Annotated in this window: 22 protein-coding genes and 2 pseudogenes; 3 read left to right on the forward strand and 21 right to left on the reverse strand. The window is 51.4% G+C overall.

What is annotated here, in order from left to right; all coding sequences use genetic code 11:
* Nucleotides 1-535: 535 nt before the first annotated feature.
* From cls to MCJ35_RS11295, 11 genes are all read right to left on the reverse strand, one after another.
* Nucleotides 536-2,086, reverse strand: coding sequence for a cardiolipin synthase (gene cls / locus MCJ35_RS11245; RefSeq protein ID WP_025487091.1), 1,551 nt, complete (start codon nt 2,084-2,086; stop codon nt 536-538).
* 254 nt (nt 2,087-2,340) lie between these two features.
* Nucleotides 2,341-2,775, reverse strand: a complete 435-nt coding sequence (locus MCJ35_RS11250) for an RrF2 family transcriptional regulator (RefSeq protein ID WP_025487090.1) — start codon at nt 2,773-2,775, stop codon at nt 2,341-2,343.
* Between the two features lie 109 nt (nt 2,776-2,884).
* Nucleotides 2,885-4,429, reverse strand: a complete 1,545-nt coding sequence (locus tag MCJ35_RS11255; RefSeq protein ID WP_025487089.1) for a VanW family protein — start codon at nt 4,427-4,429, stop codon at nt 2,885-2,887.
* A 4-nt stretch (nt 4,430-4,433) separates the two neighbouring features.
* Complete coding sequence (locus tag MCJ35_RS11260) at nt 4,434-5,894, reverse strand: redoxin domain-containing protein (protein WP_240299482.1); 1,461 nt, start codon at nt 5,892-5,894, stop codon at nt 4,434-4,436.
* 25 nt (nt 5,895-5,919) lie between these two features.
* Nucleotides 5,920-7,296, reverse strand: a complete 1,377-nt coding sequence (locus MCJ35_RS11265) for an FAD-dependent oxidoreductase (protein ID WP_025487088.1) — start codon at nt 7,294-7,296, stop codon at nt 5,920-5,922.
* 178 nt (nt 7,297-7,474) lie between these two features.
* Nucleotides 7,475-9,211, reverse strand: a complete 1,737-nt coding sequence (locus tag MCJ35_RS11270; protein ID WP_025487087.1) for a hypothetical protein — start codon at nt 9,209-9,211, stop codon at nt 7,475-7,477.
* A 123-nt stretch (nt 9,212-9,334) separates the two neighbouring features.
* Nucleotides 9,335-10,237 (reverse strand): hypothetical protein, encoded by a 903-nt coding sequence (locus MCJ35_RS11275; protein WP_025487086.1) that lies wholly within the window; start codon nt 10,235-10,237, stop codon nt 9,335-9,337.
* A gap of 33 nt (nt 10,238-10,270) precedes the next feature.
* Nucleotides 10,271-10,645: a hypothetical protein gene (locus MCJ35_RS11280; protein ID WP_081739281.1), complete on the reverse strand. Its 375-nt coding sequence runs from the start codon at nt 10,643-10,645 to the stop codon at nt 10,271-10,273.
* Nucleotides 10,618-11,679: an MFS transporter gene (locus tag MCJ35_RS11285; RefSeq protein WP_240299483.1), complete on the reverse strand. Its 1,062-nt coding sequence runs from the start codon at nt 11,677-11,679 to the stop codon at nt 10,618-10,620. Before MCJ35_RS11285 ends, MCJ35_RS11280 begins: the two co-directional genes overlap by 28 nt.
* Nucleotides 11,680-11,825: 146 nt before the next feature.
* Nucleotides 11,826-12,608 carry a nucleoside phosphorylase gene (locus MCJ35_RS11290; protein ID WP_025487084.1) on the reverse strand — a complete coding sequence of 261 codons (783 nt, stop codon included), beginning with the start codon at nt 12,606-12,608 and terminating at the stop codon, nt 11,826-11,828.
* A gap of 1 nt (nt 12,609) precedes the next feature.
* The gene (locus MCJ35_RS11295) at nt 12,610-13,212 is read right to left on the reverse strand and encodes a TetR/AcrR family transcriptional regulator (protein ID WP_025487083.1); all 603 of its coding nucleotides are present in this window, start codon (nt 13,210-13,212) and stop codon (nt 12,610-12,612) included.
* 230 nt (nt 13,213-13,442) lie between these two features.
* Here MCJ35_RS11295 and MCJ35_RS11300 point away from each other — a divergent pair, with 230 nt between their 5' ends.
* From MCJ35_RS11300 to MCJ35_RS32545, 3 genes and pseudogenes are all read left to right on the forward strand, one after another.
* A complete protein-coding gene (locus tag MCJ35_RS11300; protein ID WP_008716520.1) occupies nt 13,443-13,703 on the forward strand; it encodes a helix-turn-helix transcriptional regulator in 261 nt (86 codons plus the stop codon).
* Complete coding sequence (gene def / locus MCJ35_RS11305; RefSeq protein ID WP_008716522.1) at nt 13,678-14,139, forward strand: peptide deformylase; 462 nt, start codon at nt 13,678-13,680, stop codon at nt 14,137-14,139. Before MCJ35_RS11300 ends, def begins: the two co-directional genes overlap by 26 nt.
* Nucleotides 14,140-14,179: 40 nt before the next feature.
* A pseudogene (locus MCJ35_RS32545) lies at nt 14,180-14,374 on the forward strand (hypothetical protein); the annotation flags it as partial.
* On the opposite strand, the pseudogene MCJ35_RS32035 reads toward MCJ35_RS32545, so the two are convergent.
* The 10 genes and pseudogenes from MCJ35_RS32035 to MCJ35_RS11350 form a co-directional block, all read right to left on the reverse strand.
* Nucleotides 14,327-14,479 (reverse strand): annotated as a pseudogene (locus MCJ35_RS32035) (DUF6783 domain-containing protein); the annotation flags it as partial. The pseudogenes MCJ35_RS32545 and MCJ35_RS32035 sit on opposite strands and share 48 nt — an antisense overlap.
* 80 nt (nt 14,480-14,559) lie before the next feature.
* Nucleotides 14,560-15,840: an O-acetylhomoserine aminocarboxypropyltransferase/cysteine synthase family protein gene (locus MCJ35_RS11310; protein WP_008716524.1), complete on the reverse strand. Its 1,281-nt coding sequence runs from the start codon at nt 15,838-15,840 to the stop codon at nt 14,560-14,562.
* Nucleotides 15,841-15,861: 21 nt separating this feature from the next.
* Nucleotides 15,862-16,965 (reverse strand): DUF362 domain-containing protein, encoded by a 1,104-nt coding sequence (locus MCJ35_RS11315; protein WP_008716526.1) that lies wholly within the window; start codon nt 16,963-16,965, stop codon nt 15,862-15,864.
* A gap of 106 nt (nt 16,966-17,071) precedes the next feature.
* Nucleotides 17,072-17,728, reverse strand: coding sequence for an SdpI family protein (locus tag MCJ35_RS11320; protein ID WP_025487082.1), 657 nt, complete (start codon nt 17,726-17,728; stop codon nt 17,072-17,074).
* Complete coding sequence (locus MCJ35_RS11325; RefSeq protein ID WP_008716531.1) at nt 17,712-17,996, reverse strand: autorepressor SdpR family transcription factor; 285 nt, start codon at nt 17,994-17,996, stop codon at nt 17,712-17,714. Before MCJ35_RS11325 ends, MCJ35_RS11320 begins: the two co-directional genes overlap by 17 nt.
* Before the next feature lie 259 nt (nt 17,997-18,255).
* A complete protein-coding gene (locus tag MCJ35_RS11330; protein WP_025487081.1) occupies nt 18,256-20,184 on the reverse strand; it encodes a sensor domain-containing diguanylate cyclase in 1,929 nt (642 codons plus the stop codon).
* 133 nt (nt 20,185-20,317) lie between these two features.
* Entirely contained in the window at nt 20,318-21,730 is a 1,413-nt protein-coding gene (locus MCJ35_RS11335) for a hypothetical protein (RefSeq protein ID WP_240299484.1), read from the reverse strand.
* A gap of 25 nt (nt 21,731-21,755) precedes the next feature.
* Nucleotides 21,756-23,171, reverse strand: a complete 1,416-nt coding sequence (locus tag MCJ35_RS11340) for a M24 family metallopeptidase (protein ID WP_034578381.1) — start codon at nt 23,169-23,171, stop codon at nt 21,756-21,758.
* Between the two features lie 11 nt (nt 23,172-23,182).
* On the reverse strand, nt 23,183-24,634 hold the full coding sequence (locus MCJ35_RS11345; protein WP_025487078.1) for a M81 family metallopeptidase: 1,452 nt from the start codon (nt 24,632-24,634) through the stop codon (nt 23,183-23,185).
* Between the two features lie 20 nt (nt 24,635-24,654).
* Nucleotides 24,655-25,794: a sugar ABC transporter permease gene (locus tag MCJ35_RS11350; RefSeq protein ID WP_025487077.1), complete on the reverse strand. Its 1,140-nt coding sequence runs from the start codon at nt 25,792-25,794 to the stop codon at nt 24,655-24,657.
* Nucleotide 25,795: the final 1 nt, after the last annotated feature.

The raw sequence follows: 25,795 nt of genomic DNA on the forward strand, positions 1-25,795 counted from the left end.
GGTATGATTTGACGTAATGACAGTTTCTTTATATGTTGTACATAGAAAAAAAGGGGGGATATGGATACTTAGAACTGACAGACTTTGCCAATACCCAAAAATCTATCCTACTTCCAGAGCGGGTGTTTTTTCGTACGTCATGGCTGGAATTACCAGTCCGGGGAGCGGGCCAGGGCGGGGCTTGTGTCTGGGGGTGGGCGGCGGCGGGGAGGCCTTCGGGCATTGGCGGTCCGGGCGCATAGTGGAGGAGGGTGCAGCTTCTTAGGTCCTGGCAGTATAAAAGATGGGGGTGGACGAATGCATCAAAGCATAAGTCCAAGGTGCTCTGAGCTGAGAAAGTCCTTCAGGATTTCTCAGCGAATAGCACCGGTCCCCCATCTTTTATACTGTCAGGGCCTTAGAAGCTGCCCCTCCGGAACTTGGCGTCCGGACCGCCAATGCCCGAAGGCCTCCCCGGCACCGCCCGCCCCCGGGCACAAGGCCCACCCTGGCCCGTTCCCCGGACGTCCCCCATGAAAAAAAACACCCGCTCCTCTCACATCAACGGAGCAACCAACCGCATCAGGCGCCCCAGTTTCTTGCCGCCCCAGCTATAATCCCTGCAATTCTCCATAGTAATCCGGCTGCATTTGCGCAGGGTATCCTGATAATCCTTTTCCACATCCAGTACCACAGGGTTCCGGTATATATATGTGGCGCATTCAAAATGCAGATACAGGCTTCTGAAATCCAGGTTAATGGTCCCTACCACCGCCTTCTCATCATCGCTGACAAATACCTTGGCGTGTACGAACCCCGGCGTATATTCGTATATCTTCACCCCTGCCTCAATCAGTTCAGGATAATAGGTCCTTGCCAGAAGATACGCATACTTCTTATCCGGGATATGGGGCATGATGATGGTCACGTCAATGCCGCGCTTCGCAGCATAGCAGAGCGCATTTTCCATCTCGTCATCCAGTATCAGGTAAGGCGTCATGATATGGACGTAATTCTTGGCCTGGTTCAGGATATCCAGATAGACCCTCTCCCCAACCTGTTCACGGTCCATGGGGCTGTCCCCATAGGGAAGGACGAATCCGCCTGTCTCCCCTTCGCCCGTTTCTGCAGCGCCTCTGGGCAGTACATAGCGGCCAAAGTCATCCTGTTCCCTCTCCGTCACGTTCCACATCTGCAGGAACATCATGGTGAAACTGTTGACCGCGTCCCCTTTAAGCATCACGGCCGTATCCTTCCAATGGCCGAACCTCACCTTCCTGTTAATGTACTCATCCGCCAGGTTCACCCCGCCTGTGAATGCGGTCTGGCCGTCAATCACGACAATCTTGCGGTGGTCACGGTTATTCTGGTAGGTGGACAGGGTCGGCCTGATGGGTGAGAACATCTTGCACCTGATTCCCTTGCCCTCCAGTACCCTGGGATACCGGTACGGCAGCAGCATCAGGCAGCACATCCCGTCATACATGACGCGGACCTCCACGCCTTCCTTTACCTTTTCTTCCAGGATTTCCAGGATACTGTCCCACATATATCCCCGCTCCACAATAAAATACTCCATGAAGATGAAATGCCTGGCAGCCCTCAGCTCCCGCTTCAGGGCCTCGAATTTATCCTCTCCCAGAGGAAAATACTCCACGGAGGTATTTTCATATACAGGATATCCCGCATAATCCTTCATATAATCAATCAGATGGCTGCTCCTCTGGCTGGACCTCCTGATTTTCTCCTGTACCGCCATGTCCTGATTCAGATAGGGCGCCGTGGACTTTATGGTACTCCTGAGACGCCTGGCCAGAAGCTTGGTCTGAAACTGCATCTGGACAAAGATATAAAGCAGCACCCCGAATACCGGGATTACCAGTACCGGTACGATCCACGCCATCTTAAAGCTGGAATTGATAGGTTCATTGAAAATATATATGATGACGCCTGCGCTGAGCAGGATGGATACCGCATATATGATATGGACATAATCCTCCAGCCATCTGAACACCCCAAACAGGATACCCAGCTGTATGGCCATGAACAGGATTACAAATGCCGTCCGCCCAAATATGATCCTGAATAATCCCCGCAGTTTTTTCATCATCCACTCACTCCTCTTATGTCTTTTCCGATTTTCCTATTATCTCATGACTTGGCCTGTTTTGCAAGCCGTCCGCCCTATGCGGGGAAATGCGGTCCCTTATACTACCGAACATTATTTCCAAATCTGTCTCATTCAGCAGCCGCAGCTTCACGGACCCGGCTTCTGCGGATCATAAGCCTTTTCATACCGGTAGCGGATTCCATTCCCAACCTGTTCCTGAAAAATATAAAGGCGCTGCGGCCTGGCCGGAATTACCCGGTCATCGCCGCTGCGCCTTTCCCAAATATCCTTTGGTCTAAATCAGCTATTGTTACGTGACTCAGCCGCTCCCTGCAGCAACGGTCCAAATCACCATATAATTCATCCATCACTCCGGCCATGCCTGAGGCAATCATGCAGCTCATATGAGGATCCCCGCTTTTCCATGACACTGTCACAAACGGGGTGTCAAGGGCCTCCGCCACCATGGACAGGGTTATCTCCCGGCTGTCCCGGTGGAACAGGTATCCGCCGTCCACGCCCTCCTTTGTCTTCACTAAGTCAGCCTTTTTAAGCTTTGCCATGACTTTGCGGATTCTCGCTGCATTGGTACAGACGTTTTCTGCCAATCCCTCACTGGAATATACCTGGGCCTTATGGTTGAGAAAAACCAATGCATGGACTGCAATTGTAAATTCGCTTGTCACTTTATCACTACTCCCCTTTCACATCAAAACATCTGGTACATCTTTGTAAATAATACCATTAATTCCAGAAAAATGCACTGGTTTTTTCCATATTCCAGAGAATATTTTATCATTCCCCACTGCCCGGTCCGGCCAGGTTAAGGTCCGGCACTCCCTGGGCCGGCATGCTCTGGATTACAATCTCCTGGCTTTCCGCTGGAAGCCCGGTCCCGTCCTGAGTCTCATTTCCCTGGGTCACGGCGCCCTGGTCTGCGTTCTCCTGTCCTGATGTCTCCTCAGGGGGCACTGCGGCGGAATTCCGCTGTATCTTTGCAGCCTTTGCCTTATACGTGCTGGTGTGCAGCGCTGTCTCTTCCAGCAGCTCACCATTCTTCTTTATCTGGCGGTATGTCTTCCACACAGAGCCTGGCTGTGCCTGTTCGATTATCCGCTCCTCCCCGTAAGCCAGTTCAGGATTCTCCTCATATAACGGCTCCGGCGGCTCCAGGTCTTTAACCTTCTCTGAGCGCATGGATATGGTTTTTCCGTCCTCCAGTACCGGCAGTCCCACGATTGACAGTTTCAGTTTGTTATCTGCAAACGCTGCCCTCAGTCCGATGGATGTGCTGCCTGTATTGACAAACCGAAGGTCCGGGCCTGCGTAGCCATCAAAGCTGACCATGGCATCCTGCCCCTTTTCAATATAGCTGGGGGCAAAGCTGTGGAAATTGCGTTCCGTGGTCTTAAAACCCGACTGGATGATTGCATGGTACAGGGTGGTGGAAACCTGGCATACGCCTCCGCCCGGCTCCTCAATCAGCACCCCGTTCCGGTACGCGCCCGCTGGCTGGTATCCCTTATCACTGGTACGGTTCCCGGTTGCCATGTTAAATGAAAACTCCTCACCCGGTTTTAGCACAAGCCCGTCAATGGCGTCCGCTGCCAGGCGGATGTTCTGGTTCCTGTTCTTATTGCTGGTGGTGGTGGTGGAAAATGTGCCTATGACCTTATACTGCTCCTTTGCCTGGGCCTTTGTCCTTACCGGGGCAACCGACAGGAATGACGCCTGTACTGTCGCATCGGGCCGGGCATTCTCCTGCCCGTTTCCTTCTTCCTGTCCTCTGCCCTGTGCATTTTCCTGCTTCCATGCCCTGACTGCCTGGAACAGTTCCTCTGCCAGCCTGCCTTCATCCAGCGCCCGCCCATACACCTCATCTGAATAAAGGTAAGTGCCTGTATCCTTATCAAATGCTTCCATCTGGGAATCTACCGGATCCCGGTTCCATTTTGCAGCAATCCGGGAAGCTTCTTTTTCCAGGGATTCCCTTATAAGCGCATCATCCTTTTCCTGATACCATCTGGCCGGAATCTCAATCATTTCCGTATCATTAACATCCACTACCCGGATACTCCACTCCTGTGGGCCCTGTTCCTGTTCCATGCCGTCCCCGGCACTGCTGTTCCTGTCATCGGCCAGGCTCCTTGCTGCAACGGAACCGGAGGACGGCATCTTCACACTTACCTGTGCATTCTCTGCCGTCTTCTCCTTTCCCGTCCTCAATTCCACGATTCCGTATATTACAGCGGCAGCTGCCAGCGCTGACAATAACCAAGTCTTGCGCCACATATGTCTTATTCTTTTGTTACGGTTCCTTCTGCCCCTGCCTCTTTTCATGTCTTTAACTCCGCTTTCCTTCCATTGTCTGTTTGATTATGCTTTTCATCATATCTTCACTCAGCTGTCCGCTGGCATATCCGAATACATTTCCATCCTTGTCAATCATGAACGTGGTCGGATAGGAAAATACACCGTAGTTCATGAAGATATCGCCTGTGGTATCCATCAGCACAGGGTAGGTATATCCGTGTTCATTCAGGAAATCCTTAATCCCTTCCTCAGAGCGCTCGCTTCCCATTCCCGGAGCGGCGATTCCCAGTACCACCAGAGCGTCATCCCCTTCTGTTTCATAGGTTTCATATAATTTCTGTATATCCGGCATCTCAGCGCGGCACGGCGGACACCAGGTTGCCCAGAAGTTAAGGAACACTGTCTTTCCTTTGTAATCCGACAGGGTGTGGATATTCCCATACTGGTCCGTCAGGGTGAAATCAATGGCCGGAAGCGTCTGCTCATCTGCGGCGCCGTCAGATGCCGTTTCATTATCCTGTCCGGCTCCCTGGTTTTCCGCCGCCGTCCCGTCCTGGCCTGTCCCTGTATCGTCAGAGGACCTCTCTGCTGAACCTGCATCTGCAGCGCTGGTGGCAGCTTCTGCTTCCTGCATGCTTTCATCTGCAGCGCCGGTACCAGCTTCTGCTTCCTGCATGCCTTCGTCCGCAGCACCCTTTTCCCGGGAATCATCACCGCCATTGCCGCCGGCTGTTTTATCAGCTGATGTGCTAAAAGGCGCCTGGAATGTGGAAAGGTATCCGGTCACGGCATTCATCCTGCCTGTGAACATCAGAAGTCCCATGATCAGCATCAGGACGCCTCCCGCCTTAACCGTGTACTTCACCACATTCACATGTGTCTTAAAGAACTCCAGAAGCGTGGTCGTGAACAGACCCACTGCCAGGAACGGAAGGACGAAACCGATGGTATACACACCAATCAGTCCAAAAGCCATTGCCTTGGTGCTTGCAGAGGCTGCCATCAGCAGCACGCTGGCCAGGGCCGGACCCACGCATGGCGTCCATGCGAAGCTGAAGGTAAATCCCATGAGCAGGGCCGTGAACGGCGACATTGCCAGGGCATCCAGCTTAAACGGCAGCCTCCGCTCCCTGCCCAACACCTGGGAGGTTCCGAAAAATCCCAGCTGGTACAGTCCGAAGAGCACCACCAGGATGCCGCCGATCCTGGCAAACATCAGCTGGTTGCTTTTAAAGAAGCTTCCCATGGCTGAAAAGCCGAATCCCAGCAGGAAAAACGCAAAGCTTACGCCAATCACAAAACACAGGGTGTGGAGCATGACTTTTTTCCGCTCATAGTGGATGCGTCCGTCCTCCCCGCGTTTTCCGGTGCCGCCTGACAGATACCCGATATACAGGGGTAAAAGCGGAAGCACGCATGGTGAGAAGAAACTGACCAGGCCCTGAAGGAATACGGTCAGGACAGGTACGCTTATATCTAATGAAAATCCCATAAAGTAATCTCCTTATATATGAATGTTAAACTGCAAATAAATCGTTGAATGCCTCGCTCATGGTCGGATGTGTATAGATGGTATCCCGCAGGACGGTGTAGGGTACCTTTGCATCCATGGCCAGCTTAATCATATTGATAAGCTCATAGGACTCTTCACAGAACAGATGGGCCCCCAGGATCAATCCTGTCTCCTCATCAATCACTGCCTTTAAAAGTCCGGCCGGCTGTTCCAGGACCTGGGCCTTGGGGATGGCCGCCGCTGCCAGCTTTGCCACCTTTACCTTGTACCCTGCTTCCAATGCCTCCTTCTCACTCATGCCCACCCTTGAAAATGGAGGATCCAGGAACACACTGTAGGGCACCGCGCCCCTCTTCTTCAAATCGTAGCTTCCATCTCCCAGGACACTGGATTTCACAATCCTGAAATCATCCAGGGAAATGTATGTAAACTGGAGTCCGCCCCTCACATCGCCCATCGCGTATATATGAGGCGCCGTGGTCCTAAGTGAATCATCGGTAATGATGCCGCCCCTGGCATTGACCTCAACGCCCGCGGCTTTGAGATTCAGGTCCTTTGTGTTTGGCCTGCGCCCTGTGGCCACCAGCACTGCGTCCGCTTCCAGTTCCACCAGGCCGTCCCTGCCCTCCAGGTCCACGATTGCCTTTCCTCCGCCCTGGCGCACGGCCTTTGTCCTGACTCCGGTCAGTACACGGATACCTCTTGCCTCCAGTGACTTTTTCACTTCCCCTGCAATCTCAGCATCTTCCCTTGGCAGGAAAATATCCCCATCCTGAAGTATGGTCACTTCGGAGCCAAAACTTGCATAAATGGAGGAAAATTCTACTCCAATATATCCGCCGCCTATGATAACCAGTTTTTCAGGCAGTTCCCTGCGGCTTAGAAGCCCTTCACTCGTATAGACATAAGGGTTATCCTTCAGGCCTTCAATGGGCGGTACAAAGGCGCTGGAACCGGTATTGATGAAAATCATCTTCCCTTCTACCTCATACCGTTCCCCGCCGTTCACCACCTCCACCACATGGGGTGATACAAAACCGGCTGTGCCATCCAGGACCGTGATATTCGGATTGCTGTCCAGCTTGTCATAATTCTTTTGCCTAAGCTTTGCTGTCAGGCTGTCCTTCTGCGCCATGGCTTCCCTGTATGCATCTGCCTTATCTTTAAAATCCCCTCCTCTTGCCAGGGCAAGGCCGGCGCGATATACCAGTGACTTGGTAGGAATACATCCCACGTTAATACATGTGCCGCCGTACATCATGGAAGAACGTTCAATCAGCGCAACCTTCCTGCCTGCCGCCCCAAGGGCTCCTGCCATGGTCTTGCCGCCTTTGCCAAATCCTATTATAACTGCATCATACTGATTCATTCTCTCCATCATTCTTTTTCTCCTTTATAGTGTAATCGTATTTGTTACAGTTCTTACTGTAACTATACATGATACAGTTATCTTTGTCAAGGATATTATTTAAAAAATCAAAATGCATCTGCCGGACAGAAAAAGCCTGGGGAATATCCCCCAGACTTTCCACTTGTGCAGGTCATACCGCTTCCATCCATCATGGTTCTTCTATCTGGACCGGAACCAGGTATTCCTGTTTCCAGTCATACATCGCCCCGCTTATCTCCAGTTCCACCATGGACTCTCCTTCACGGCAGCTCACTTCATAACCCTTAAGCCCTGCGCTTCCCGTATTTCCCCCGTCCGTTCCAGCCCCTTCATAAACCGGCCTTGCCATTACGGAGCCTGGGTATGACGCCGGGTTTTCTACCGCCCTGTGCATGTTAAGCCTTATAAACTTCCTGGAACTGTCCTTCATCCTTACCTCCGCCCCCACGAACACAAAAGGCCCTTCCTCATCTGCTCCCCAGACATTCCCAAGGACCGGCTCCTCCGACTTCCTGGCGCTGGTAAATTTCACCGTACATCCTCCCAGCTCAATCACGGCATCCATATCTGAACCCCCGTCCCTTATGGGAACTGACAGGCGCTCCGGCTCCCCGGTATAAATCATATTGACAGAGTCAAACCCAAGCCATATCCTTCCACCCCTGGCCGATGGCGCCAGGTCGTAGGAAACAGTCTGCCCCTGCTTTCCCTCAGGTATCCCGCTTATGTAATCCCATGAGTCATTGGCGCTGTGTCCACTGTCCCTCAGCCGTCCTTTTCCTTCCATGTCCCCATTCTCATAACTGAGTCCCGAAATAACGGGATACATGATATAACCTTGTTCCGGGTACGTATAATAGGTTATGTCCAGGCCATCGTCCGCCCATTGCCCTTTTGCCAGGATTCCCATCCCTTCCTGGAATACAATCCCCGGTATATCTTCTACCGCCGGATACTCCCTGGCTTTCACGAACGCGAAAGATAATGTCTGCTCAAATCCCGGTACATGAAGTTCATACGTCCCCTCAGGAGTCAACGTATCAAGGACTTGATTTTCCGTGAAATAATCCCAGTACATGGTTATGTATCCTTCTGTCCCATAAGTCCCGTATACAATGGAACCGGTGCGTTTGGTGGCCGTGATCCTGCCTCCCGGGATTCCGGCGCCTTCAATATAGTCTGTCATGGATTCCGTTGTCCGGTCATAGAAGCCATGCCCCAGCCCGGTCCGGTCCAGGAATCCGCTCCTGCCGTACACCCCGCCCTCATAATCCAGGACAAAATAAGGCTTCTTCCATTTTACCGGTCTGCCCTCTTCCTGAAGCTTACGGTTCTCATCTTCCTCTTTAAGAAGTACCTTTACCTCATCATCCGGTATGACCGTGACTGAATAATCCTCCACCTTCACACGGTAATACCATTTACCATCCTGGTAGGTCACGGACTCAAGCCATGCCTTGGCTCCCTGCGTGCTTATGGGCTGCTGTCCCGGCTCCGCATAATAAACAGGAGGCTTTCCAGGCGCGCAGATACCATGTCCCTCTACAAACTGGACTCCGCTTACATGCATTGGTTCCAAAGAATCCGCCCCATCTGCTTCCGGCTGGCCTTCACCGGCTTTAGCATGGCCTTCATCAGCTTGGGCCTGGCCTTCCTTGTTCTCCGTACCTGAAACCATACCCTCTTCAGATGCAGTCCCGGCCATCTGTCCGGAAGGACTGCCTCCCCGGGCATTCCCCATATCCGTCCCTTGTCCGCAGCCGCCTAAAAACACTGCCAGCAGTATGATTCCAGCCACAAGGAACCTCCTCCATCCATGCTGATTGCTGTCCGTATGCCGGGGACATGCCCATCCATATCTCAATCTGCACCTGTTTTCAAACATATATCCAATATCCTGCCTCATGGCCTTCCTCCTTTCCTGCAGCCTTCCCCATCTGTATTATCAATGGCCCTTACTGTCCTGTTTGACCGACATACTGTTTTATCAATGGTCCTTACTGCCCTGTTTGACCGACATACTGTTTTATCAATGATCCTTACTGCCCTGCTTGACCGACATACTGTAAATCACTGCGCCTGTCACCACGATGACAAGCACAATCATCCCTCCCACAACCGCAGGCAGCGGTACCTTATCCTGTCCTGTCCTGGGAAGCCCGGCCAGGTCAGACCGGTTCATGGCCGGAACCAGCTTTGGGGGTTGTATCCCCATTGCTTTGGGATGTTCCTCCCCGGGATTGCTGATATTCACCCAGAAGTCCTTATATCCGTAATAATAGGCGGAGTGTCCCCACAGATTTCCGTCCTCATCCTCATATGTCTTATCAAATTCCATCTTCCCTTCCAGGGAATCCACCTTGCCGTACCATTCCCCGGAGCCGGGATACTCCCAGAGATAAATCACACCATTATCCGGAATGGACACCTGAGGCATATCCTCTTCACCTGTTTTTTTAATCCCAGCCTGATGTTCCTCTGCAAAGCTCAGTCCATCGTAAACCGCCACAAGGCTGTCCATATCAATCCAGCCGACCGTGGCGTCATCACCCCAGCTGTAGTCCTCCACAGGCCGGCCGTCTCCGTCCATCTTATATTGGACCAGTCCCCAGGTATCCGTGATACCCCTGCCATAAGACATGGACACATAGAATATTTCCCCATTGGAAATGTAGTCCAGCACGTTCCGGCTTCCAGGCTCCTTCACCACAGACACGTATCCCTTAGGACCATTGGCATAATACCGGCGTCCCACATAATCACAGGCATTGTAATTCTTTTCATAAAATGAATCCTCCGGCGTCCAGATCACATCCGCCCATGCAGTTGCGGCGTACATCCCGCACAGGCAGAATGCCAGGATAGCCGCGCGTATGGCAGTTCTCCCAAAAATTACAGCCCGCATCATTCCTTTCCTTCTTTTTCCATCCATCACAATATACCTCCCTAATTTAGTCAAGTCATCTTATATCAGCATGGCCAGTATGGTTCCCATCATAAAAGAAAACAGGTTGGCCCCGGCCGAGAACAGCCATGGATGCCTTATGCCGCGTCCGGCTGCCCGATAGCACAGGCCTTCCGCCGCAACCGCCGCCATCTCCAGGAGTACCGTGACCAGAATCCGGTTCCAGCCCGCATATATTATATTTACATGATATAAAAACACCACCGCCGGGTTCGTCAGGACATTCACAAGTCCAACCAGCGCCATATCCCATCTGTTCCTGACTCCCAGCATCCAGCCAAACGTCCCTTCCAGCACAACGGTAAGCCCCAGGGACACTGCCAGTGCCGGAATCATCCAGGCTCCCATCATTCCCTCACCTGCCTTATCCCCCATGTCAAAAGCACCATGGACAGGATGGCCATCACAGCCATACCAACCGGGGAGGCAGCCGCCTCAGCAGCTCCTCCGGTCCGTATTCCGGCTCCCGCCAGATATACGGGGCAGAATCCCAGAAACAGCCCAAAGGTCAGGAGACCGAACCCAAACCCCTTTGCGCCTGGGAACATCCTGGAAACCGCCCACAGGGTAAGGGGCATGGACATATTCCAGCAGAATACCCCAAGGATTCCCGTCAAGGGATACATCAGGCAGATGAATCCGGCCGCTGCCGCGCACATGGAACGCTGCGCGGCCTGCGCCACCCCAATGCGGTCTGCAAGGAACCCGCCTGCCATTTTACCCAGGACCACCGCACAGACCAGGAACCAGGTGCTTCCGGCCAGCTCCTCCTTCCATGGGAAGTCCTGTACCATTCCGGAATAAGAACGCAGTATGACCACTCCCAGGAAGCATATCACTGCCGCCAGCCGGGGAAAGGTCAGATTCCCATAGGAAACCGGCCCATTGCCCGACCGCCTCCATATCCCCTGCCTTCCTGCCATGGCATGGATGGCCGCGGCAGACACAGCCAGCGCCAATGCCAGGACAATGCCCACCCACATGGTTCTGCCCGTAAGCCCGTTTCCTCCCCTGCCAATGCTGCTTCCCAGTGCAATCCCCAGTGCCCCCGGGGCCACGAATACTCCCAGCAATGCCGCCCTGTCCCCGCTGCGGTTCAGCACATCGATGCCGCCTCCCACATGGAAACATGCATTTCCGGCTCCTGCAATGACACATGCCATGGCAGGCATCCCGGCCATGGCCATGACCAGGCCGCAGAGCACGCCCCCGCAGCCGCCTGCGGCAACCAGGCTGTTCCGGTCCAGCCGGTCAGCCCAGGCCCCGATGGGCATCTGCAAGGCAAATGCACAGAAATTGTAGGCCAGCAGCCAGATATACCAGTGTTCCCCTCCCGCCACAAAGGCGTACATCAGGAAGGCGCAGGATAAATCCACTGCCATATGTGCCAGCGCATAGATTCCGGTCATGATTCCCCTCCGTTTTCATATTCTTATCTTCATTCTACCACGGCAGGAAAAAGGATACTTTACGTTTTTCCTAATATTTCCCTACAGGTTATGGCCCAGGGTGTGTTTGAAAATTGCTTTCCGTCAGCTGTACGGCCCAGGCCCCCTTACAGCCGCAAAGCAGCCTCAAGGGCCAAAGCCATATACTTATCCGCGCTTTCCAATCCGTAATCCGTCAGGTCCCGGGGCTGCCATACATCGTTATCCAGGCAGTCGGCGCCATAGAAAAACTGTGCAAATCTGACCCCCCTGAAACGGGCGGCAGCCAGAAGCGCGGAATACTCCATATCAGTACCGATGCAGCCTGCCTCCCTGCGTTCCCTCACAAGGTCCTGCGTCTCCCTGTATATGGCATCATTGGTCCACATCTTTCCCAACACAACAGGGCAGCCGCACCTCATCAGGCAGTCCTTTAACAGCGCGGTCGTCCCTTCATCCGCCTCAATCTCCGCGCTGGGAGGAAGATAGTGGTAGCTGGTGCCCTCGTCCCTCACGGCTCCGGTGGGAACAATCAGGCTTTTTCCAACCTTCTCCTCATTAAGGATGCCGCAGGAGCCAAAAAACACGAATTTCCTGGCTCCCATTGCGATTACCTCCTCCAGGCCGCAGACACAGGCAGGCGCACCTACCAGCGAAAGATAAAGCCCAAACTCCCTGCCCCCATATGTAATCCTATACACCGGGTTGGCCCCATTGGCGGTATATAATACTGCTATGGCCTCCGTCTGCTCCATTGCCGCATAACGCTGGATGATTGTCCTGGAAAATGTAGACACACACGTCTCCGGGAAACCGGGAACCGGCTTTATTAAATCGGATGGATGGATCATTGCCCGTGAATCCCCAAGCCCATCCGGTTGTGCACTGTTTCTGTAAAATACGGTTTTCATCTTATATTTCCTCCTTCTTCCCATGTGCCCCAATCAGCATTTCCTTAATCTGCCCTGTAATCCTCCGGGGGATTGCCCTGTCAACCGGCATCAGTCTGCTGTACATCCTTACCCCCTGGTATGAAAAGACAATCACATCAAATACAGCCTCCGGTTCCACTGCCCTGAATTCCCCAGTCCCAATCCCATATTCAATCAGCCCCACCCACATCTTTTTAGAAGCAAGGTATTGCTGCATGATGGAATGGCTGCATCCTGCCGCCGGGGGATTGCTGAAAAACTCATAGATGGCAAGGCTCAGGGAACTGCCGCTGTCCATCATCTCTTCTTCATACCGGCAAAGGACTTCCTCCAATATCATTGCCGCAGGTACCTTGGCCTGCATCTTTCCTGCAAATTCATCCTCCTGGCTTGCCATAAGATACGTGATGATTTCCTGGAAAATCTGTCCCGTACTTTCATAATGACGGTACAGGCCGCCCCTGCTAAGCCCGGTTTCCATACAGATATCCTGCATCGTCACATCCTTATATCCCTTTTTTGCAAACAGCCCGTAGGCGGCCCGGCATATAAGCTGCTTTGTTTTCTCTCCCTTGATTCCCATCTTTTTCCTCACATATCCATGATTCATTCTTTTTTTGCGACATCAATGTCTCTTTATATTATGCGACATCAATGTCGCAATGTCAAGCACTTATATTACCATCTAAAAAACGTAAACCAGCATACAGGCTATCCATTACCATTCTTTTTAAGTCCAAAATGTAAGGTTGACATTACTAAAATAAATGTCTATACTAGAGTAAGGTTAACATTACAGAAAGGAGCATATCATTGAAAAACAGAATTAAGGAACTGCGGGAAGAAAGAGGATTGACGCAGGAACAGTTAGGCCAGATGGTTGGTACATCAAGGCAGGCAATCAACGCCATAGAAACAGAAAAATTCGAACCGTCCATATGGCTTGCTTATGATATATCACAGGTGTTCAACTGTTCCATCGAGGAAGTGTTTTTATTTGAGGATAGTACGCGCAAAACAAGGGCTGACAGCAGCAGGAGGGATAACAATGGCGATAAGAAACATCCGGTATGACAATGATCCGATTCTGAGGAAAAGATGTAAGGAAGTTAAAACGGTGGACGATAAAATCAGACTGCTTCTTGATGATATGGCAGAAACCCTGCATCATACTGAAAACGGGGCTGCATTGGCAGCCAATCAAGTCGGAATCTTAAAACGCCTGGTTGTGATAGATTACTGTGATTACCATCTCAAATTAGTAAATCCACAAATCATAGGGTATAGCGGCGTTCAGGAATGCATTGAAGGATGTCTTAGTTTCCCAAACCGCTTTGTGAAAACAATCCGTCCGCAAAAAGTCACAATCCAATCGCTGGATGAAAATGGTAAAGAGATTATCATTACGGGAGAAAATGAAATGGCAAAATGCTTTTGTCATGAGTTAGAACATTTAGATGGAATCATTTTTTTAGATAAAGCCATAGAAGAGGTAAGACTGGAACCATGATCCAGGTAAGACATTAACATACACGGAACGACAGGATGGGATGCGGGAACCGATTAAGGGGATACTGCGTCTTTTACGCGGAACCAAAACAGGGGGGCTAAAGCTAATTCCAGCCGCCGGCATACGTCACTGCCGGTACGGCTGGAATCAGTACACTTCTGTTTACATGCATCCCCTGGCTAGAGCGTGTTTGAAAATTGCTTTCCGTCGGCTGTGCGTCCCACTTTGTGGGAGATTTGGTCCCGATGATGGAGGCGTAGCGGGCTACGCTGACTGAATCGGGGCCAAATATACCGCGAAGTGGGGCGTGCTTTGTCCTAAGGGGGTACCTATGGTGGATTCCTTAGGGCAGACGGCGGGAATGAATTTTCAAACACGCTCTAAGGCACCCGCCGTGCCCAGCCATGTCACAGGCCCGTCTTAATCCTCCAGTGCCTGTCTGATATCCTCGATGATATCTGCCGCATCCTCAATCCCGCAGCTGAAGCGGATCATGGACGGATCCACCCCTGCTTCCACCAGCTGCTCATCATTCAGCTGCCTGTGGGTATGGCTGGCCGGATGGAGGACAGCTGTCCTGGAATCAGCCACATGTGTCTCAATGGAACACATTTTCAGCTTATCCATAAACTCAGCCGCAGCCTTGCGGCCGCCCTTTAAGCCAAAGGAAATAACACCGCAGGTTCCCTCCGGCATATACTTCCTGGCCAGTTCATAATACCTGTCTCCGGGAAGGCCGGGATAATTCACCCAGGCCACATCCTCCCTGGCCTGAAGGTACTGCGCCACCCTCATGGCATTTTCACAGTGCTTGGGCATCCGCAGGTGAAGGGTCTCCAGCCCCACATTGATAAGGAATGCGTTCTGCGGGGACTGGATGGAACCCAGGTCGCGCATCAGCTGGGCTGTTGCCTTCATGATATAGGCCATCCTGCCAAACTGCTTTGTATATACAACGCCGTGGTAGGAATCATCCGGTTCCGTCAGACCTTTATACTTGTCATGCTGGGCCTCCCAGTCAAAATTACCGCTGTCCACGATGCAGCCGCCAACGGTCATGGCATGGCCGTCCATGTACTTGGTGGTGCTGTGGATTACAATATCAGCCCCCCACTCAATGGGACGGCAGTTAATGGGAGTTGCAAAGGTATTATCCACCACCAGCGGAACGCCGTGGCTGTGGGCCAGACGGGCAAACTTCTCAATATCCAGCACGGTCAGGGCAGGATTGGCGATTGTCTCAGCAAATACCACCTTTGTATTGGGGCGGAATGCCTTTTTCAGTTCCTCCTCGTCCGCATCCGGGTTCACCAGGGTGCACTCCACTCCCATCTTGGGGAATGTTACCGTGAACAGGTTGCTGGTGCCGCCATATATGGTGGAGGAGCTTACAATATGGTCCCCTGCCTGGCATATGTTCAGGATGGCATAGAAAGATGCCGCCTGCCCTGAGGAGGTCAGCATGGCGCCTGCCCCTCCCTCCAGTTCACAGATTTTGGCTGCAACCGCATCATTGGTGGGGTTGGCAAGACGGGTATAGAAATATCCGTTCTCCTCCAGGTCAAACAGACGCCCCATCTGCTCGCTGGTTGTGTACTTGAATGTGGTACTTTGATAAATAGGCAGCTGTCTTGGCCCGCCGTTTTCCGGCTGCCAGCCTCCCTGGATACAGATTGTGTCTAATGAACGTTTCCTGCTCATGCCCTTTATGTCCTCCTTAAGTTAAATCGTGATTAGATTATATTCCTTATTGCCCAGCCCCAGCTTCACGGCATGGTCGATGCAGCTCTTCCAGTTCGTATCCGGATGGGTGTCCGTAAAATGGTCGTGATGGCAATGCTCCTTCTCGGAAAGCAGGCTTCCCGGCAGCACCGGCTGACGGTTCACGGCATCCGCACAGGCCACATCCAGGGCAACCGGGTCAAAGGAAGCAAACATTCCCACATTCGGCACGATGGGGGCGTCATTTTCCGCATGACAGTCACAGTATGGTGACACGTCCACAACCAGGCTTACATGGAAGTTCGGTCTGTCCTTGAGGACAGCCAGGCTGTACTCTGCTATCTTACAGTTCAGGATGTCGTTGGCCTCATCACCAAGGGTATCCACGGCATCCACTGGACATGCGCCGATACAGCGTCCGCAGCCCACGCACTTCTTCACATCAATGGAAGCCTTGCGGTCCGTGATGGTAATGGCGCTGTGGGCACAGTTCTTCTGACAGGAACCGCAGCCCACGCACATATCCGTATGTACATATGGCTTTCCGGCATTGTGCATCTCCATCTTTCCTGCGCGGGAACCGCAGCCCATTCCCAGGTTCTTTAAGGCACCGCCAAAACCGGTTGCCTCATGCCCCTTAAAATGGCTCAGGGAAATGACAATATCCGCATCCATGATGGCCCGCCCGATTTTGGCTTCCTTAACATATTCCCCGTCAATGGGTACCAGCACGTCATCGGTTCCCTTAAGCCCGTCCGCAATGATCATGTGGCAGCCCGTGGTAAAAGGATTATACCCATTCTCATATGCAGCATCCAGATGGTCCAGGGCATTCTTCCTGCGGCCCACATACAGGGTGTTGCAGTCCGTAAGGAATACCCTGCCGTTTTGTGCCTTAATCAGGTCCACCAGCACCTTGGAATAATTAGGCCGAAGATAAGCCAGGTTGCCCGGCTCGCCAAAATGAATCTTTATGGCCGTATACTTGTTGTTGAAATCAATATCCATCATACCGGCCTTCTTAACCAGTCTCTCCAGCTTCTGCAGGAGATTTTCCTGTAACGTGGTTCTCATATTGGTGTAATATACATTTGAAACTGCCATGATGTCCTCCTTTGGAATCGTTATTTTGTTATTATACTTCAAAGATTCCATATATTCAATCCTGAAACAGCAAAAAAAGCCCCGCGATACCGCAAGGGCTTAAACATCATGAACCGCTGTTTTTCTTTCTGTATAGCAGATAGGAATACACCGAAGGAATCAGGACCATTGTCAGAAATATGGTAAAATACAATTTGGACAGGTTGAAGAAGCCAAGTATCATCATCAGGAAGCCCCCTGCCATCCACACATATCCGGCCAGCCTGTGCGTCCTGTTCCAATTGTCCTCATCTGCCAGTGTCCAGGGAAGCTTAATGCCCAGGGAATAATTCTGTCTGCATTTGGGCAGGTAATTGCCCAGGGCCACAAAAAGGAATGCAATGGGTACGCTGATTACCGTCCCCACATTAAAAGATAGGCCAATGCCTGAGAGGATGGTAATAACCTGCACCAGTACGGCAAGGATTACCACAAACCAGCGTGTTATCTGCTTTAACTCCTTAGAACGGCTGATATTCTCCCGTTTGGGGTCAATCCTGTAGAGGACATTGACCAGAACCGCCATGAAAAACATGAAGGCGGGAATACCGAAGGCGGCCATGTTCCTGCTGGAATATCCGTTCACCACATTGTCTGCTCCCCAATGGGTGGGGACCTGGTCCGGCAGCCTGCGGTAAAAGATAAGTGATATGAGGAATGGCACAACAGCCAGTATCCAGTATAAAATGTCCCAGAATGTCAGTTTTTTATTTGTCTTCTTCATGATTGTCAGCCTCCATTAATGTCTGTATCCAGGAGAGCACTTCCTGAAACACAGTGGTATTCAGTTCATAATAGATATATTTGCCTGATTTGCGGTCCTCTATCAGTCCGGCCTGCCTGAGTATGGTCAGATGATGGGAAACCGTTGCACCGCTTGTGTCAAAATGTCCGCCAATCTCCCCGGCTGTCATGCTCCCCTGCTTTAACAGGGCTAGGATTTCACGGCGTGTAGGGTCTGAAAGGGCTTTAAACGTGTCGCCAAAAGACATAAGACAGGCCTCCTTCCATTATATGTGGTACGCTATAGGCGGTATGTGGTACGCTATAGGCAGTATGTGGTACGCATGGTAACCATGTCAAGGTTATCCGCGGTTATCATTTAGATATTTATCTAAACGTCTAAATGTATTTTAGCAAAAAATATCCCCTATGTCAATAAGAAACATGCTTTTTCCCAGATATTTGCAAAAAGAGGCGGTTTCAGATATGAATGATCCGAAACCGCCTCTTTCACTATGAATTTTATATTCAGGCATCAGCCGCGCCGCCGTCATCAGCCGCACTTACGCGTCCCTTCTTCGCCTCATACATGGCTTCATCCGCCTTGCGCAGCAGGACTGCTGACTCTGTCCCATCCTCAGGATAGAGGGAATATCCGGCCGAAAAACGCACCGGGATAAGGACATGGCTGTCCAGCTCCACCCGGCTTTCCTTCATGGACCCAAGCATCCGGTCCACACATCCAACCAGGCTTTCCCGGGAACTGCCTCCATAGAGGAACAGGGCGAACTCATCGCCGCTGAGCCTGGCCGCAATACCTTTATCCCAGCTGCATGACTTTAATATATCTGCAATGGATGCCAGGTACCGGTCTCCGTTCTCATGTCCGTACCGGTCATTTACCTGCTTCAGGTTGTCCGCATCCGCCATGAGCATCATGGCGTGTTCCAGTCCGTGTGGATCAGCAAACAGCCCCTCAAGCTTACTGTAGAATGCACGCCTGCTGTATAATCCGGTGAGAAGGTCGACATCCCTCTCCTGTTTGATTTTCCTCTTCTCCAGGATGTCGTTCGTCACATCCACAATCATTCCCAGCGTGCTATGTCCCCTCTCGAAAGCTTCAATCCTGATGAACCGTGTTTCCTTCCCCTGCAGTTCATAAACCCCGCCCTCCTGTTCCAGCGGATGCCTGCGGATCTGCTCCAGCTTCTCTTCAAACAGGATATAGTCGGAAAATAGCATTCCGGCCTCTTTTTCTCCCAGCATGAGGATTTCCGCCAGCCTGCTGGTAGCCATGACGCGCTTCATATCACGGTTATATTCATAAACACCCATGGGGATTTTTGTCATTTCCAGGATATGGGATATCTTATTGGTTGTATCGAGCAGGCTTTCCACCATCTGGTTAATCTGGCTGCTCAGCTGCTTAAATTCCGGTGTACTGTCCACCGCCACCCTTGTATCCAGATTTCCCTTGGTAATCCTGGCCAGTTTATCATGGATGGAGGAAATACCGTCCACAACATAACGGTCAATATAATTGGAGATAAAGGCTATCATGATAAGGGATATCCCGGTAAGATACAGGGCCACCAGGAATGTACTGCGGTTCACCTTCTGGTACAGGGCCGCTTCCGACATGGTAATCCCCAGTATGACCGACTGCCTCCGGGCAAAGACCCCGTAGCTTTCCTCCTGGTTCACCGTCATCCGCGCCACCTTATCCGTAATGCCCAGCTGCTCCGGCCGGATACCTATGTCCTGTATCTGCTTTCCCACCAGTGAGTCATCCGTTGACCCCAGTATAAGATGGCTCTCCGGGTCAATGGCATAGATGGTGGAATCCTTTTCCGATGTCACCAGGGAAAAAACATAGGATAACTCCGTTTTTTTCATGGATTCCAGCACGGTGGTGGGTTCCAGCCCCACCTGGACAATCCCCTTATGGTCCTCCCTCCAGACAGCCGCATACTGCATCAGCTTCCCCTCCGCCGTGTTAGGGGTAATATCCTGGCACATCTGAAGGCTGTAATCCTCCAGCATGGGCAGGAAGAACTGCATCTGCTCACCCGAACTGAAATTCAGTCCAAAATACCTGGGTTCCGAACCGGCGTAAAGATTTCCCTCCGGATCAAACAGATGGAATTCATCGACCTGGAGCAGTTTTGTTATCTTTGCGATTTCCTCCTGATTCCCCACAACCTCCGGACGGTCCTGGATGATATAGGCAATGGCCTTGGCCCGTATAAAACACCGTTCCTTCAGGTTTTCCTTTTCTTTTTCCGCCTCTCTCCCGTTCTGGTCAAGGATCTGCCCCACCTGCCAGAACTTGTCCTGGGCATCCCGGTACATATCATTCCTGGCATTCAGCGTCTGGACATAATAATTTATGAAAAGGGAGAACAGCATGGCAGTCAGGATTACAATACATAGACGTTTACGGATCATTTTCTTCATAGCCAGCTATTCCCCCTTTGATTACTCTGTACTATAGAGTATCATATTTTAAGTGGGGGGACAAGAAAATTCTCAGGATTCCTTCATGTTCAAAAGCCCTTTCCCCGGATGGAAATCCCATTACCCGCAGATCTTATCCGCAGGCCAGTACAGTACTCAGGTCAGCCATATATGGGAAACATACGCAGCTTAGGTCAGAAAGGGGCAGCACCTCCTCCGGAAGCTGTATCCCAAGTTCCCGGATGATAAAATCCCTTCTTTTCTGAATCCGTTCCCAGCAGCCCGCAGACAGGGCAGCCACTTCCTTCCTGAGTCCTTCCCCTGCGACTATCAGGCCGTCCTCCACATGGGCGCTCATGAATGGGTCGTGGCACGTAACCGTATAGTCACACTGGAATGCCATACCGGATGCCACCTTAACCTGTCCTCCTCTGACAAAAGGCGAGTTGGTCCATTCATCTGTGTGGGTAAGATGGCCTGGATTCAGTGTACAGCCAAACTTCTCAAGACCTAACTCCCTATCCGTCATCTCATATATATCCCCGCAGGATGTGCCTATCTTCATCATCTCATGCCAGGAAGCCACATTGTCAAAATAGGGGATTAGGAACCCATCTATATATCCGGACCTCTCCACCGGCAGGTCATTTCTGTCCCTTAGATACATTCCACATTTATGTACCAGGCTTCCCCTAAGCCCATAACCGACTCCGACCGGCATCCCGTACTCAAGCTGTTCCCACTCCGTGGGGCTGTTAAGTCCAAGGGCCACATTCCTTTCCCCAAAATTAATGTTGGGATGCATATTGGCCGGACTTCCATCAAACTGGCAGAAGGAGGAGGCCTCCAGTTCCCTCATCCCTGGCTTCAGATGCCTGAGGCAGTTCAGCACACCTCTGGAAATCCTGGTTCCTGCCGCTTCAAAAATCACGATTTCCTTTGCTGATACACAGTGCTTCAGGCCATACCTGCAGTCCGCCATCAGAAGTGTGGCATTTTCCAGGCTATCCCTTGGCACTACCTGACAAAGTGTCTCAATCATATAATGGGGCACATCGGTAATGAATCCCCCTACCGTATGGTTGGATGCATCGTACGCCTTAAAACCAATCACCCCGATCTTACCGCCATCATATACCACCCTTCTCTCCAATATTTCCTTCAGGCGCGGACTTCTGTCACTTGGCTGCCCCATAAGGCTGAAGGTCTGGAAGAACTCAACTTCAATATCCACGGCCACCTTTTTTACATATCCGATTCCTTCATTGCCCACTAATATGCTGGGACGCCCATGGCGCGGCAGGATCAGCAGGGTTTCTTCCCACCTGGCATCATACCCGGTAAAATAATCCACATTGGAAAAATGCTCCCTGTCCCCATATATCACGATTGTGTCATATCCCTCTGCCTGGGGCATTGCCCAGAGCCTGGCCATCCTGCCCTCATAATCTTCTTTTCCGAGAACGGGTATCTCATCCGGATTTACCGGTACCGGGTTGGTCCACAGCTCCGGCTCTACTTTTTTTTCAATTATATCATGTCTCATATTTATCTCCTGATTTTTCTTGATTTTAAATCATGGTATCCTGCCTGCCGGCAATTTTAAAAGCGCATCCCCTGTTTAACAGGTAAGGCCTCATATAACCTGCGATATCCGACATGGGAAGGGCCTCTGGTCCTAATGCAATCCCCAATTCCCTCTCCATGTAGCGCCGCCTTCTCTCAAACCGTTTCCATGTTTCCGGGTAGTCTGCCTGTATTTTCTCCCTCAGGGCCTCATCCGCCAGTACAATGCCGTCCTCTGCGCCAGCTCCTCCATAGCCCGCTTTTCCGGGAATGATATCCATCTGAAGCATCATACCACTCCTAAACTGTATGTCTGACCCAGAATAGATAGGGGAGGACATCCATTCCTCGTCCGCGGTCAGATGACCGGGATTCAGGCTCCAGGCAAATTCATCTCTTGGAAGCACGGAATCAATCCGCTCATACATTTCCCCTCCGGTCATTCCGATTTTTATATTCCCATACCAGCATGCGGCTGCCCTGTAATACGGTTTAGCCATTACATCCACATAATCCTTTACCCCGTCCTCCATGTCCTCCTCTCCAGCCGCCACATAAGCCGCCCTGGATGACAGGCCGCCGCGAAGCCCCATGGTCAGGGAGAATTTATCCCCGACCCTTATCTTCTTATTTCTTGGAAATACCACTGCCCCCTGAAACCGTTCCCCGGTTGCACAGATCGTGGTGACACTGACGGGTTGGCCAAGGCTGCACATATATCCGGCCACCTCCATCTCGGTCATGCCGGGAGCCAGCCTGTCCATAGCCTGGTACACACAGTCTGACGCAAGGGCTGAGCCGAATTCATAATGCGCTGCCTCATTGGCATTCACCGTTGTCCTGGCCCCGTGTCCCGGGTGGATGAACAGATGGGAAGCCGCCTTTAAGGTTCCATGGCCTGCCGCTGTCTTAATCCCATCCACAATAAAACAGGGCACATCAAACAGCTGGCTGTTGTCCTCCAACTGGCTGGTAAACATTTTCCAACCAGCCAATCCCACGGCCATCCCTGCTTCTATGCCGGCATCCGCAAAAAGACCGGCCATGTCCTTATCATTCCCCATGGGCTGGTTAGGCAGGGAAAAATACGGCACATGGACCAGATCCGCCCTGATGGCACTGTGTGCGCGCATCTTCCTGTTTTCATTGCCCAGCATCAGCACTGCCTGTCCATCCTGTTTCAGGACCAGGACCGCCTCCTCAAACCTTGGTTCAAATCCAGTCAGGTATGCGAAGTTCCCTCCATGCTCCCTGTCCCCATAAACCGCCAGTGCATCCAGCCCCTCTTCTTTCATGCGGGAACATATCTTATGGAGCCGTTCGTTCCAGGTATCCGCTGTCAGGTCAACCGGAACCAGACCAACACTGGTTTCTGGCGGGGCCACTGTCCCATATACTACTTCAATATCCTTAGGATCCATCCGCATCTCCTTTATCCTGTCACTTCCGGCGTAATGTGCAGGGGATAGACAGGGGGTATGATTTTGTGGTATTCCATATTCTCAATTATCTGATGGGTGGCTCCCGGTGTGAGGGCCAGGATTGCCAGTTTTGCCAGCTTCCTAAGTTCTGCAAACAGATATCCCTGCTTCACCACAACCACCTGATATTCATCCAGGTCAAGTCCGGCCCCCTCCGTAAAATGCCCCACCGAAATAAAGGAACCTGGACGGTCAATCATCACGAAGTCCATATGTTCTGTGGAAATGGTCACTGCATTTCCCACCGCATCGTGCTCACAGCCCATATATCCAAACAGCCTGCCAATCTTTTTAATGGTACCTGTCACTTCCACGGCTTTTGTATTTTCATCATAATCATGTCCCACTGAAAGGGTGATCCTGTCCCCCTCCTTGTGCTCCAGACACTTTGCCACCGCATTCTCATCCCATATGGAAGTCACCAGAACCTTCCTTCCATTATAATCCTTAAGTTTCAGGAATTCCCTGAGCAGGATGGTATGGTCCCCTACGGCGCCGCCTGTTGTATTATCACCGGAATCAGATATATATACAGGGCTTTCCGGATACTTGACGGAGAATTTCACGCCCTCATGGGGGTCCATCGGAACCTGTTCAAATTCAAACAGTTCCCTGTAGCTGTATACATAGTCTGCCAGTTCCCGGGCTATCTTTGCACATGCCTCGGTATAACGTTCCTCCGATGGGGTGACTATAATATTGGAGGCCATTGTTTCACAGTCGCACCACACCATGCCGATTCCAAGTGTTGCAACAGACACCTCTTCCATTTTTTCTATTTCCCACAGCTTATCATAAATCTCGCACAGGGGCCAGGTTGCCGCTGTGGCCTTCTCCGGATGGATGGCATAAGGCATCCTTACGTACTGGGGAACCGTCTTCTTGTGATGTTTAATGCAGTCCACCATATGCCGCGCCACGGTTTTCTCGGTCACATCCTGGTCCGTATGGGGAACCGTCCGATAGTTGCGGATTACATTGACCAGGGATGCCAGCTTGGGATGGTTGTTGGCATGGGCGTCCAGGGCCAGGCCGATAATCACGTCATCTCCCAGGAGACTGCGGATCCTCTTCACAAGGTCGTATTCGCCGGACCCCAGTCCCTCTACTTCCAGACTGCCATGCAGATGAAGCATGACCCCGTCCACATCCTTGTCCTGACCCAGAAGTTCTATGATCCTGGCTGAATAAAAGTCATATGCTTCCCTGGAGCAGATTCCGTTCGGCAGCGTATTCACATACACCAGAGGAACAATCTCGGCACCCTCCTCCTCAAATACCTGCGTGGCAAACATCCTGTCTATCACATTCTGCCCTTCTTCATATACAAAATCATCCTTATGTACCATTTGCGGATTAAAGGAATTGGCTTCATGATAGAACATACCCTCTGCAATCTTCATAATCATCTACCTCTTTTACATTATTTTTTTAATTTGAATTTAAATTTAGCTTTATTGGTATATAAATCCAGACATACTGCAAACAGAAGGATAATTCCCTTAATGACCATCTGCAGATAAGAAGAAATATTCATAAGGCTCATTACATTGTCTATGGCTGTCAGTATAAGTACGCCACAGATACATCCCACGATACTTCCTGCGCCGCCGCTCATGCTGACGCCGCCTATACAGGCCGCTGCCACCGCATCCAGTTCCAGAAGGTTTCCTCCTGTGGAAGCAGCGCCCCCAAGCCGGGCCGTCAGTACAATCCCCCCTATGCCATACATCAGACCCTCATATAAATATGATTTAAATACAATATCCTCTATATTGATGCCTGCCAGCCGTGAGGCCTCCTTATTGCCGCCGATAAGGAATATCTTCCTTCCGAAGGTGGTCTTTGTGGTTATGATATAGGACATGAATGCAATAAGCCCTGCGATGACCGCTGCCATGGGAATCCCTTTATATCCATAAAATACCCAGATGGCAACCGCTGCAACCATTGCACCAAGCAGCAGGTTCTCCGCCAGATGTCCTTTGGTGCCATACCATTTTCCCATCCTGCGGTAATTGCGAAGATTGATAAATGCAAATGCTGCAAAGATGACAACCACGACCATGACCGATATGACCGGGGGGATGAAGTTCTCACTGATTGCCGTAAACTGTTTCGGCATGGGTCCTATGGTAGCACAGTCGGTCAGGACATAACCCGTCCCACGGAATATCTGCTGTGCTGCCAGGGTTACGATAAAAGCAGGGAGGCCAATCCGGCCAATAAAGAAACCGTTGACAGCCCCCATCAGGATACCCACTGCAATGGTAACTGCAATAGCCGGAAATATGGACCAGCCGCATCTGACCACAAGGAGCGCACAGGTAACGCCGGACAGATACACACCCGCGCCGCCGCTTAAGTCAATGTTTGTCTCAATGAGCAGAAGCATCAGGCTTGAGGTAAGTATCATAAGTACAGAGGCCTGCTTTAACAGCATGGTCAGGTTACGCTGTGAGAAAAAAGCCTGGTTCGTCAGCCGGTTGAACAGGTAAAACATCAGCACCACTGCCACACAGGTCCCTGCCCGCTTTAATATATGTTTTTTTGTCTTATCCATC

Origin of the sequence: Enterocloster sp. OA13, from assembly GCF_022440595.1 — a bacterium.
Taxonomy (GTDB): domain Bacteria; phylum Bacillota; class Clostridia; order Lachnospirales; family Lachnospiraceae; genus Enterocloster; species Enterocloster hominis.